General features: G+C 58.0%; 9 protein-coding genes. 1 reads left to right on the top strand and 8 read right to left on the bottom strand.

Going from position 1 to position 11,421, the window contains the following annotated elements; genetic code table 11:
- Positions 1–249: 249 nt before the first annotated feature.
- The 3 genes from shn_RS32155 to shn_RS32150 form a co-directional block, all read right to left on the bottom strand.
- Positions 250–1,341: an AI-2E family transporter gene (locus tag shn_RS32155; protein WP_050746968.1), complete on the bottom strand. Its 1,092-nt coding sequence runs from the start codon at positions 1,339–1,341 to the stop codon at positions 250–252.
- A gap of 323 nt (positions 1,342–1,664) precedes the next feature.
- A complete protein-coding gene (locus shn_RS35495; protein WP_082342782.1) occupies positions 1,665–2,690 on the bottom strand; it encodes an RcgR family putative quorum lactone hydrolase in 1,026 nt (341 codons plus the stop codon).
- A complete protein-coding gene (locus shn_RS32150) occupies positions 2,680–4,290 on the bottom strand; it encodes an RcgA family putative transporter (RefSeq protein WP_050746496.1) in 1,611 nt (536 codons plus the stop codon). The genes shn_RS35495 and shn_RS32150 overlap by 11 nt, the downstream gene beginning before the upstream one ends.
- 234 nt (positions 4,291–4,524) lie before the next feature.
- Between shn_RS32150 and shn_RS32145 the strand changes: the two genes are divergently transcribed.
- Positions 4,525–5,295, top strand: coding sequence for an SDR family NAD(P)-dependent oxidoreductase (locus tag shn_RS32145; protein WP_050746495.1), 771 nt, complete (start codon positions 4,525–4,527; stop codon positions 5,293–5,295).
- Between the two features lie 48 nt (positions 5,296–5,343).
- Here the strand turns inward: shn_RS32145 and shn_RS32140 are convergent, their stop codons facing one another.
- From shn_RS32140 to shn_RS32120, 5 genes are read right to left on the bottom strand one after another with little or no spacing between them, the layout of a single operon-like run.
- Positions 5,344–7,467 (bottom strand): type IV secretory system conjugative DNA transfer family protein, encoded by a 2,124-nt coding sequence (locus shn_RS32140; protein WP_050746494.1) that lies wholly within the window; start codon positions 7,465–7,467, stop codon positions 5,344–5,346.
- Positions 7,464–8,462: a P-type DNA transfer ATPase VirB11 gene (gene virB11, locus shn_RS32135; RefSeq protein ID WP_050746493.1), complete on the bottom strand. Its 999-nt coding sequence runs from the start codon at positions 8,460–8,462 to the stop codon at positions 7,464–7,466. Before virB11 ends, shn_RS32140 begins: the two co-directional genes overlap by 4 nt.
- Complete coding sequence (virB10, locus tag shn_RS32130; protein WP_050746492.1) at positions 8,459–9,880, bottom strand: type IV secretion system protein VirB10; 1,422 nt, start codon at positions 9,878–9,880, stop codon at positions 8,459–8,461. The genes virB11 and virB10 overlap by 4 nt, the downstream gene beginning before the upstream one ends.
- Positions 9,877–10,659: a TrbG/VirB9 family P-type conjugative transfer protein gene (locus shn_RS32125; RefSeq protein WP_084438718.1), complete on the bottom strand. Its 783-nt coding sequence runs from the start codon at positions 10,657–10,659 to the stop codon at positions 9,877–9,879. The genes virB10 and shn_RS32125 overlap by 4 nt, the downstream gene beginning before the upstream one ends.
- A complete protein-coding gene (locus shn_RS32120; RefSeq protein ID WP_050746490.1) occupies positions 10,659–11,393 on the bottom strand; it encodes a virB8 family protein in 735 nt (244 codons plus the stop codon). The genes shn_RS32125 and shn_RS32120 overlap by 1 nt, the downstream gene beginning before the upstream one ends.
- Between the last annotated feature and the right edge of the window lie 28 nt (positions 11,394–11,421).

The raw sequence follows: 11,421 nt of genomic DNA, 5'->3' as shown, positions 1-11,421 counted from the left end.
GAGGCCCGCCGATCCAGTTGGGAGAACTGCGCGCCGTTGCGCCGTCATTTACGATTACTACCCAACCCGTGCACTAGTCAACAATTGATGACAACACCGTTTGACTTCACCGTTGTTCTTAAAAAGGGTATCGATGACAAGACGTGACAGCAGGCCGCGATGGAGAGGGTAGCCGGCTCAACCGTGCGGGAGTTTTTGCGTTGAATTCAGTGGGTGCGACTTTGGCTTCTCCGTTCAAGCTTGTTGCGGCTACTCTCGATTGAGCAATGCCGGAGCAGCATCGTTGTCAGGGCGTGGGCAATAAATTTCCTGTTCCTTTGCGAAAAGCGACCACGCCGCAATAAACATCGCCGCGATCAACGGGCCGATCACAAACCCGTTAATGCCGAACAACGACATGCCTCCTACTGTCGATACGAGGATCACATAGTCCGGCAGGTGCGTTCCCTTGCCGACAAGCGGCGGTCGCAGGAGGTTATCGATCAGTCCAATAACAAAGACACCGACCAAGATTAAAATTAAACCCTTTATCCACATGCCGGACAAGATCAGCCAGATCGCGGCCGGAATCCACACGATCGCCGCTCCCACCGCCGGCAGCATGGAAAAGAACGCCATAACCATGCCCCATAACAATGCTGCTTGAATCCCAAGGGCCCAGAATACCAGACCACCAACTGCACCCTGTGTCAGGGCGATGATCACGTTTCCCTTTATTGTCGCTTGGACGACAGCTGTGAATTTCCGCAGAAAATGCTCCGCGTGATCATCGCTGAGCGGCATTGCCTTGCGAAAAGTCCGACCAATCTCCGGCCCGTCCCTAAATAAGAAAAAAAGGAGATAGAGTGTAATTCCGAAGCTGACAAAAAGCTGAAGGGTGTTCTGTCCGAAGCTGAAAACGTGGGTGGCAACAAGCTGGCTTGCCTGCAGGGCGGCTGTCGAAATCTTTTCGCGAATTTGTTCGATACTCCCGATTTGCAGCGACGCCAGCCAGTCTTTCAGAAACGCTGGGAGGATGGTGTGCAGGTTTGTAACATAACCGGCAATATCGAATTCCTCAGTACTCAACTTTCTGTACAGATTGCTCCCTTCTTGAACGAGGGATCCGAGAATTACGAAAGAAGGTACGATGACCAAACATACGCAGATCACGACCGTTAGCAGTGCGGCGATGTTTCTCTTTCCACCGCAGCTACGAACCAGTACTTCCTGAACCGGGTAAAAAACGATTGCAAGGACCATTGCCCAGAAAATGGCGCTGTAATAAGGCAAGAGAAGCCAGATGAACGCAACTGTGATTGACGAGAGAATAAAATAGAAGCATGTTTTCTGGACGGACATCCTAATTTGCTCTTCTGCTGTGACTCCGGACCTTCATCCCTTTGTGGCTGGAGTTTTATGGTTAGATATGCGCGTTTGCGCAGGTGAAGCAATGGGCGAGACCCTGCTCTTGTTGGCAAGCTGAAAGCTCCGCTTCGCGAGGTCGATCGCCAGAATGTGACTGTTGTCATCTGCCTCTCCTCCGTAAGCGCCACCATGGCGCTGAGCAGGCAACATACGCTGATGCCGGCCGGAGGGGGCATCACCCCATCAGTTTAATACCGTACGCTCTCGGCCATCTCGACATTGCGTCATGTGGGTACTTTAGGCGTCAAACACCAGATTTAACTTCCATGGTTGGATTGGTCTGCACAGGAAAGAAACCGTTTCAAGCTCAAGCCTGCTATTAAAATGTAAGGCGGTGTGGCGAGAGAATAGTGACCACAGTTCAATTGCAAGACACGTGGTCTTGCGCCAGCGGCGGCCAGCCTCTTGATGAATCTCTCCGATAACACTGGGAGAACCACTTTGTCTCTCTTAGCCAGCACAACCTGGAGATGGAGATCAGGTCGTGCCAAGCGATCCGCGTAATTCTCCATGTTAAGTGGTCCCCAAGCTCTCCTGAGATCAGAGAGCTCAATATCAGGCTCAAGGCCATGTCGTATCGGTCGCGTGGCGCGACCGGTCCAAACCATATCTGCTAAACTCCCTGCCGTTAGAAATAACGAGGCTTTGGAGACCGTCGTGTCGTGCGCTGCAACAAGTCCTGCAACCCAGGAGCCCAGGCTCATACCTAGAACTGAGATTTTTCTATAGCCTTCATTCTTCAACCAACGAATGAGTTTTCGACCGTCCCATACCGCCTGCCGTACAGATTGGATTGTTCGGCCGAGATTCGCGCTGAGCATATAATCGGCGTAGGAGGAACCTGGCCGACTGCGTTCAAAGTGATATGGCATAGCAATCTCAATAACTGTAATGCCGCGCCGCGAAAAAAACTTGGCAATCTGACTATTCCGTGTGCTTGCATTCCAATGGTGGAATACCACTAAAGCATGATCGAGCGATCCACTTTCGGTGAGCTTCGCCGACACGAAATTATTTTCGTCAATGTCAGTCGAGATGTCCGAGGGAAATGTGATCCACATGTCTTTCCTCTGAAAACCTTGGCTGCATCCGTTCGGCTCATCGAAGAAAGCGCGATCAGCAACGGCCTGGTCCGCCAGAAAGCAAAATTCGTTGATGTCTCGTACTCCGCTCGCGAGTGAAAAGGCGCGCTCCGCATCAAGCGTGAAGATCGCGGTTTCCTTTCCGACCTCACCACGCTGCGCGCGCTGTTCATCCCAGTGATCTAGCCAATTAAGGAGCATTCGGAATCGGTCCTTTCTCACTCGCCCGTTCTCGACCGAATCCCGGATCAAATAGGCCGTAAAGCGCGAAAATCACTCCCAAGCCCAAAAGTATCGAGAAGCCAGTAAAAGCCCCGGTAAACAAGTAGCCCGCAACGAGAAGCGCGATGATCGTCGCCATCTTCCACAAGGTTATATCAGACCAGTTTGCGAGGCCGAGCCGGATCAGTCCAAACAAAAACACAATGCAGGTTGATGTCACGACCAGAAGGCTGCTGTAGTGTGTCGGCGTTCTATAGCCGATTGTATCGTTGATGCTGCTACGTCCTTGAATTGCGGATGACATGTCGTTGATCAGCCACGCCGCGATGTTCTTTTCGGTCGATGTCAGGTACGAGCTCTGACCTTTCATGCATATGCCGACCAATACCCCCAAAATGGTACACCGAAAAATTGTGCGTATCACCACCTGACCGACCTCGTTTAAGTCGGATTGCTGATTGCCCATTGCCTCATCTTCCAAGCTCCTTCCAATTCGCCAACAATCGTGCGCGATAGTATAAAGCAGAATCAAGCCGGCAAAGAAAATGTAGAAGGAAATTGCCATGTAAAGGTAGGCGGAAGCGGTGAATAATACCTCTTCTGGCACTGATATTACGTCAGGACGGACGATCGCCAATTTCCCCCAATCTATGGCATATTCGCCGTTGCCATTCATAAGCGGGATCAAACACACTTCGATCCACTGAGACAATCCAGCGAACAAGATGCAAACGAGGAACACCGCCCTGTAAGTAGCGGAGGAGCTTTCTACATTGCTCATCCAGGCACGGTGGCCTTCCATCGGGTCTTTGTGCTTTGCGAGCTTTGTGCGTCCCTTGACCTTCCAAAAGACCAGAAGTTCGGTCACTAGTAAGAAGAATAGGGGGAGGAGGACCATGAAGACGAATGTCCAATTCGGGGCCCAAAGAAACCCGATCTGCTTAACAACGCCATCCGACCGATCATAAGTCGCGCTGTGGATCCCTGTGACATAAGACAAAAATCCAAGAGCGGTAGCGCCTGCGAACACCGAAGCTGGTAGGTTTAAAGAGAATTCGCAACTAAAAAGCGCTTCCGATCTTGTCGCCAGACTTAAGCGCCGGACTCTCCGCGTGGCACCAATATCCTTTACCAGCTCCGCGGAGGATGATGTGGTAGAAGCGGCTGCGGTCGGCGGCATTTCTGGCCCTGCTGCAAGCACGTTCGTTCCCGCCTTCCTGCCCTCGCGCCTCTTGGTCGTTAATCGGGCTTGGGCTTTGCTCAACTCCACCTGCCATTCACCGGTTGCTACCGGATCATCGCACCCAAAAATCCTTGCCAACCAACGAATGTTGGCGGAGCTAATTCCCTTGTCATTTTCCTGGAACCATAGCTGAACGGTGCGCAGATCGACACCAATCTTGTTGGCGTCAATCTGCGAGATCGCCTCTGCAAGCAGCTCCGGCGTCCATGGCCCAGCTGGAAATCCATCGTTTTCTATAGGCCGTCCCGCGCCCGCTGCGGCCAAGCGCTTGAACGTTTCCTTAAAATCACTGCCATCGTTCGGCGGAGGGAGAAAAAACTTTCCGTTGTTCAGCAAAGGCTTACCGCCTCATTTTTCGTTTCGTTTCGCTCGACTTCGTATTCTGTCGTGCCTTCGTGCCTAAATAGAGGCCTGTTTCCCCGCCGACAGGTGGCCATGGTTTCGTTGGTTGTGTTCGGTCGAGCCTCGTCAGTTCGACGGGGTCCTGAAATTGGGGCGCGGTTCGGACTTGGCGGGCGTTTGTATTTTCTCTTGGTTCAGAGCGTTTGCGGAAATCCGGGAAGGAGTCATATGTTGGAGCGATATTCAGATAGGCCTTTGCAGGGACAGACCGTGCTAGTCACGGGGGCATCGGGTGGCATAGGGGCAGCTATTGTGGAGCGCCTTGCCCTGGAGGGGGCGCGGCCGATTATCCACTATTGCCACGATGTGGCTGCGGCGGAGGCCCTGTTGTCCCGTATCGGCGGACACGGCTTTGTTGTGCAAGCGGATCTATCTGATGCGGAGGGATCGTGCGAACTTTGGCGGGAAGCCGTTGCTTTTGCAGGGCGTATTCACAGCGTTGTCAACAATGCGGGTATCGTTACCGAAATTTCGATAGAGAGCTCGGCTGCGGCATGGAAGACTGCGTGGCAGAAGGAATTCCAACTCAATCTCTTTGCAGCGGCCGATCTTTGCAGGGAGGCGATTCGGCATTTTCTAACCGAAGGTGGTGGGCGCATCGTCAATATGGCCAGCCAAGCCGGTCAGCGTGGCTCCGCCGCCGATATCCTACCTCATGGCGCGACCAAAGCCGCATTGATCAATCTCACCAAATCGATCGCCAGCAGTTTCGGTCGGGAAGGTGTTATGGCAGTGTCCATCGCTCCGGGTTTAGTCCGCACGGAGATGGCGGAGAAGTATATCGCTCATGACGAGGAAGAGACTGTGGATACCATACCAATAGGGGATATGACCGAGCCAGCTGAAATCGCTGAGCTTGTCGCCTTTGTGCTGCGCTACTCGCAGGAATCGCTGAACGGTGCCACGCTCGACGTCAACGGCGGTAGCTATATTCGCTAGTCCGTGACGGCGACAGGATTTCGTTCTGCAGACCGTGTGACAACAGGCTCAGTCGTCGACCAGCGCGGACGTGATTTCCTTTTGGACCTTCTTGATCGCTCTCTTTCTCGCGGGGGAGTTATAGAATATTTTCAAGATCTTCTCGATCGATTGTTCGGCCTCGGCTTTTCGCTGGACGCTTGCTTTCAGCGCCGACTTGAAATCTGGATTATCACCTGATGTGGACGCTTCGCTATTCTGCCGGGCGCCCTGCATTCGATCGGCTATGTGCGTCGTTTCATGAGCTTGCTCGGCCTGCAGCAGGCTCGACGGCATCATAATGGCGACTGAGGAATTCGCAGCAAATTTCGCTCCTGGTATCGAGTTGATCTTGGAAGCGCTGGAGGGGACCGCCATGATTTCCGAGCGCTCAATACCGGCATTGGCTAGCCCATCAATCGCCGCTTTGCTCGATGGCACCCGAATTTGCAGCCATGCCCGCTTCAGAAGGTCCTTGTCGGCATAATAGAAGTTCCGGAGGCCAAAGATCGGCTGCTGATTGCGCAGCTTGATGATGCAGCGGGTCTCGTTCATCGCGCCCAACTCATCCGGCCGCATGAGAGGGCGCATCGTGGTCTTGTGTGACATCGTCGCGCCCTTGCGGTCAAACAGCGTCACGCCGGTCGAGACCGCCTTGTCGACCGTCACTTCCTTGCGCTCGCCGAGCAACTGCGACACGTATCGCTGATCCTCGGGATCCTGTGCGCCAAGGAAGATCTGAGCACGGGCAGAGTTGACGAGGATCTGCCGCCCTTCGCGTGTATAGACGTTGTCGATCGATCGCAGGGACTGCACAAAAAACCAGCAGGGAACGCCATAACCGCCAAGGACGGTGGCGACGGTCAGTGCGTTTTCGAGCTTGCCCAGGTTCTGGAATTCGTCGAGCAGGACCAGCACGCGCCGCTCGTCCCGTTTCATCAGGTTGCGCGACATGTAGTCCATGAACTGGACCATCAGCACGTTGAAGATCGGCCCGATCGAGGCGATCTGCTGGATACGGAAGTCCAGATAGAGGCTCATATTCTCGCGGCGCATCGCCCGGATGTCGAAGGTCGACCGTGCCGTCGCGCGCAGGATGCGATTATTCTTGAATGGCCGAACGGCCGCGGCGAGGGAGCCATAAACGCCATCGAACTGCTTGCTGGCCATGACGGCGAAGCGGGCAAGGGTGGTGTAGGTGAAGGAGCTGATCCAGGTGGCGCGAAGCTCAGGGTTGGCGACCTCCTCCAGCCATTCCCGCAGCGGTCGATCGCCGCCCTCGACGACATTGAGGACCGTGCCGAGGTTTTTGTCCTTGTCGAAAATATCGGGGTTCTCCAATACCCAGGAGGTGAGGCCGGCGAACAGGGCGCGAGCGTCGGAGATCCAGTAGGCATCGCCCTTGGGCGTCGGCAGCAGTGCCGTCGCGATCGAGTTGATGTCGATGTCGCGCTGATCGGGATCGATCGCGACAAAATCGAGCGGGTTATAGCATTCGGTGTCACCGTTTTCGTCGGCCGGCGAGAAACGCAGGACGCGGGAGAATTTCGAACGAAAGCCGGCCGTCGCCTCATAGGTCTCGCCACGCATGTCGAGCACGACAATGCTGTCCGGCCAGAGCAGGCAATTCGGCACGATCAGCGAGGCGCCCTTGCCCGACCGGGGCGGGCCGATAACGAAGCCGCCGACGTCATCGCCGTCGATCCAGAGCTTCTTGCCGCCAAACAGCATCGGCTTGAGAAATCGCCGCCGGCCGGAGCCGCGCTGGGTGAAGCCGCCCGGAACCTTGATCAGGCTGCCGCCGATCCGACCGACGAACACGCCACCGGTGCGCGTGAGACCGAGGGCGCGGGCTTCCAGCGGGCTGAGAAATCGGGCATCCGTGGATTTCTTCTTGCCGGTCATGGCCGCGACGAGCATGGCGCCGCCGGCGAGCAGACCGGCCGCGGCCGCGATCGCCGGCCGGTGCCAGTCGCCGGCGGCGAGATCGAGCCGCGCCGCGCGATACGACGCCAGCATATCGTCCTGCAGCACCTGGAACATCCAGGGCGAATTGTCGAAGGCATAATAGAGGCCGGCATAGGCGAGGGACGCGACGAATGCGGCCGCAGCCGCAGCGATAACCAGCCCGAACAGCAGGATCGCCGGGTTCATAGCGTGTCTCCCTTGGTGAAGACGACTTCTGACACGACGCGCCGGCCGTCCGGAAGGCGCGCGAGCTGGACGACGACAGGGATAACCTCCTTCAGGTAGTCGATGATCTCCTGCTTCTCGAGCGCGACGCCGCTCTGCATAACCATCAGCGCCAGGCGGTCATAGGCCGAACGTGCCGAGTTGGCGTGGACCGTCGTCAACGAGCCGGGGTGGCCGGTATTGATCGCCTGCAGGAAGGAAAACGCTTCGGCGCCGCGCAGCTCGCCCAGCATCAACCGATCCGGCCGCATGCGCAGCGAGGCTTCCAGCAATTCCTGCGGCGTCACCTTGGCGCGACCCTGGTCGCCCTTCGAGGCAAGCAGCGCGACTGTGTTCGGGGTGATCGGCTTCAGCTCGCGTGTGTCCTCGATGGTGATGATGCGTTCCTCGTCCGGCACTTCTTTCAGGAGCGCGTTGAGAAACGTGGTCTTGCCGGTCGACGTGCCGCCGGAGACGGCGATCGACACCCGCGATCGCACCGCAGTCCGAAGAAACAGCATGGCGTCGACATCGCCCTGCATCATGGCGGCAAGTTCCTCCTCGGCCGCTGAAAGCATGAGCTGCCGACCAACCTTTGTATGCTCGAACGTGCCACGGCTCTTGTAGACATCCAGGCCGATGTCATGGATGACCTGCTTACGGATCGAGATCGCGCCACCATCGGGGGCGGCCGGCGGCAGGACGCACTGGAATCGTTCGCCGGTCGGGAGGGACGCCGACAGGATCGGATGCTCTTCGTTGACGACCTGGTTGGTGGAGCCGGCGACGCGCTCGCTCAGCGTCCGTATCCATTCGGCGGAAAATTGAGCATCGACCACGCGTTCCATGCCGCCGACGCCAAGGCGCTCGACGAACAGCTCGCCGGGGCGATTGACCGAGATTTCGGAGACGCGCTCATCCGAAAGAAGCGGCCTCAGCCGCTCCAGCGCTTTGTCGAGAAACGGAAACTGCTTCATTTGTACACCGGGGCCACCGGATAATAGGGCGTCGGATCGACATTGCGGCGGATTTGCCCGCCACGCTTCAGCCGCATCATTTCCTGCCGGACCGGGTCGGCGTAGAAGGCGGAGAAATCGAGGTCGCGCCGCAGATAGACGATGATCGACTCCCCTTGGGCGACATAAATGGTCGGTGGGATCTTGGAGCTTTCCTTGAACGCCTCGTTGGCAATGTCCTGGAGGATGGCGGACGACTTCTCTGCGGCGATCGAGCGGGCTTCGGCGGCCGTGCGGCTCGGCTCGGTGGTGATTGTCGTGACCGCACCGGTGATCGGATCGACCGTCGAGATCGAGCGGGCGCTTTCCGTCGCGGTATCGCCGAGCGCGGCAACATATTCCGCCGCGCCGCCGATCACCGACAGCATGATCGCGGAGCCGAAGCGCTCCCAGAAATGCGTGTCGATCTCGCCGGTCAGCCCGGCGCGGCCGAGCCGATCTGCGCCCGGCGAGGCGATCTCGGCGGAAAGGCCATCGGAGCGGATGACCCGCGACCAGACGACGAAGATGCGCTTCTGCCCGCGCGCCAGCCCGGACTTGTATTCCCCGATGAGGCGGGAGCCCTTCGGAATGAGGATGCGCGCGCCATCGAGCGAACGGACGTCCTCGCGCACGATCGCGCGCACCATGCCGGGCAGGTCCGTATTGATCGCCGTCTCCAGGAATCCTCGGATCATCGTGCCCTGGGCGACGAGTGCGTCGGTCCGGTCGAACCGTGTTGCCTTGACGATGCCGGCGGTCTGCTTTTCCGACTGGGCAAGAAACGCCTTGTTGGCATCGCTTTCCGCGCCCGGCACGGCGACGAGCTGGCCGTCATCGGCGATCGTCACCGACTGATCGCCGGCCGCCAGGCTCTCGCGGCCGGAACCATCGACGATGATCTGTTCCGAGCGTAGCCGTTCCCAGCGCGCCTTCTCTTCATCTTCCAGGCGCTTTGCCTCTAGCGCGGCAAGCCTCGCGTCCTCTTCGGCACGCCGGCGTGCCTCTTCCGCCCGAAGCCGGTCTTCCTCCGCGCGGCGACGTTCCTCTTCAATCTGGCGCAGCTTTTCCAGATCGTCGCCCTGATTGACGGTGACGTCGACCGTCGCGGAGTCCACCGGCTTCTTTTCCTCGACCGGAATTTGCACAAGGTTTGGATCGGCCGCCTGTTTTACAGGCTCGTCAGGGAAATCGCGGATGCTGGAGTTCGAGGTTTCGAAGGTTTCGCCGGTGCCTTCGGTCAGGTTGGCGGTTTGCGGGCCGCCTGGCCAGTTGACATAGGCGAGCACGCCAGCGCCGACGAGAAGCAGCACGGGGAGGGCGAGCTTTCCAAGACGGCCGTTGCGGTCGCTGGCGACGCTGCTTTGCCCGTCGAGATGGTCGAAATCGATCTTGCTCATCGCTGGCGCTCCTCTTTGCTGCCGAGGCGCTTCGGTCCATAGGCGTCCTCGATGAGATCGAAGGATTGGCGATTGGCCTGCCGGTTATAAAGGCAAAGCCACTTGTCGCCGGCGCGCAGCGTGAACTGTGCCGCTATCTTGTCGACCACCACGTATTTGCCCTGGGTGCGCAGGTTGACGAGCGATTCCTGGCGCTTGCCCTCGACGACGAAGATGGCGGGGATTTCATCGGGAAACTCCAGATACATATGCGTGCCGTCGTCGAAGGCGACGCGGGGCTTCAGGCTGGTGTCGCCCTTGAACACATAATCGTAGTTCAGGCGGCTCGGATCGAGATCCTTGAGCAGCGGATCCTTGGCACTCTCCTGCGCGGCGGCCAGGAGCCGGGCATTGACATCCTCGTCTGGATAGTTGAACCGCACCTGGAACGCAGCGCGCAGGTCGACCGCAGCCGATCCCTTCAGCAGCAGGGCATAGACGCGCTGGTTGGTGACGATGTTGACGTTAGTCTCGGCGTTTTCGCGCAGCGGCTTTACGAACAGGATGCCGGAGCCCTTTTTGGGGACAATCGACCAGCTGGCCGTGTCGCCGGCCGAGATCGTCTCGATCACCTCGGAGCTACCGAGCTGGATCATCGTCGAGACGCCGAGTCCCGTCGGTACGGTGACGACGGAATTGTTGTTGAAGGTGATGTAGCGGATGCGCGGATCGGCTGCTGTGGATGTGGACGCCGTGGCAAAGAGCGCCAGCGCTGCGAGGGCGAGGGTTTCTTTCCGCATCAGCGCCCTGCCTTGTCTGCCGGCAGCACCTCTGGCAACGATTCCTGGTCGCGCCTGTATTCCACGACCTGGAAGCCAAGCGGATTGTCGAAGCGATATTCGTTCTTGAGCGGAGCCGTCGTATAACGGAAGCGGACCACCGAGACCCAGTGCTCGCGCCGCAGGGTGTTGTCGCGCCGCGTTTCCGTGGAGAAGCGGACGGTCGCGGTGGAGGAGTTGAGGAACGAGACGGATTTGATTGTGACGGCGATGCGCGTGGTGCGGCCGAGTAGCTTGTCCTTCGACTGCGGGTTCGACGGCTCGAATTCATGCCGCAGGTCCGACGAAGCCCGGCCGGTCGAATAGAGCTGGGCGAGATCGTAATTGTCCTTCAGCGCCTGAGGATCATAGGTCTCGCGCGCCCGGATATAGCGCACGATGTTGGCGGTCTTGATCGCGTCGTTTTCGGAAAGCTTGCTCTCGTTCAGGGACCGGGCAACCTCGACGAAACCCGTCGTCTTGTCGGCGATCACCACCACGGCCTCGAATTGCTTGAGCGGAACGAGGAGATTGAGCGCCGAAAGGCTGAGCAGTGTAGAAATGCCCGCGACCGTCGCGACGGTCCAGGCGATTTTCCGGGAACGACGCTCCTTGCGATACAACTCCGCCTCCCACAAGGCGCCGGCTTTCCAGTAGGCAGTGAGATCGATCGGCGGAGTTTCGGGTGTATGTTCGGCTGGCTCTGCGTTGCTCATTTGACTTCCGATAAACCGCTAATCCTGC

The sequence above is a fragment of the Shinella sp. HZN7 genome (assembly GCF_001652565.1).
Taxonomy (GTDB): Bacteria; Pseudomonadota; Alphaproteobacteria; order Rhizobiales; family Rhizobiaceae; genus Shinella; species Shinella granuli.
Note: the sequence above shows the minus strand (reverse complement) of the source record. Positions and strands in the feature narration are given on the sequence as shown.

Bases quoted from the DNA above. Each gene is read 5' to 3' on its own strand.
- shn_RS32155 (WP_050746968.1), bottom strand. From the start codon at position 1,341: ATGTCCGTCCAGAAAACATGCTTCTATTTTATTCTCTCGTCAATCACA.
- shn_RS35495 (WP_082342782.1), bottom strand. From the start codon at position 2,690: ATGCTCCTTAATTGGCTAGATCACTGGGATGAACAGCGCGCGCAGCGT.
- shn_RS32145 (WP_050746495.1), top strand. From the start codon at position 4,525: ATGTTGGAGCGATATTCAGATAGGCCTTTGCAGGGACAGACCGTGCTA.
- shn_RS32140 (WP_050746494.1), bottom strand. From the start codon at position 7,467: ATGAACCCGGCGATCCTGCTGTTCGGGCTGGTTATCGCTGCGGCTGCG.
- virB11 (WP_050746493.1), bottom strand. From the start codon at position 8,462: ATGAAGCAGTTTCCGTTTCTCGACAAAGCGCTGGAGCGGCTGAGGCCG.
- virB10 (WP_050746492.1), bottom strand. From the start codon at position 9,880: ATGAGCAAGATCGATTTCGACCATCTCGACGGGCAAAGCAGCGTCGCC.
- shn_RS32125 (WP_084438718.1), bottom strand. From the start codon at position 10,659: ATGCGGAAAGAAACCCTCGCCCTCGCAGCGCTGGCGCTCTTTGCCACG.
- shn_RS32120 (WP_050746490.1), bottom strand. From the start codon at position 11,393: ATGAGCAACGCAGAGCCAGCCGAACATACACCCGAAACTCCGCCGATC.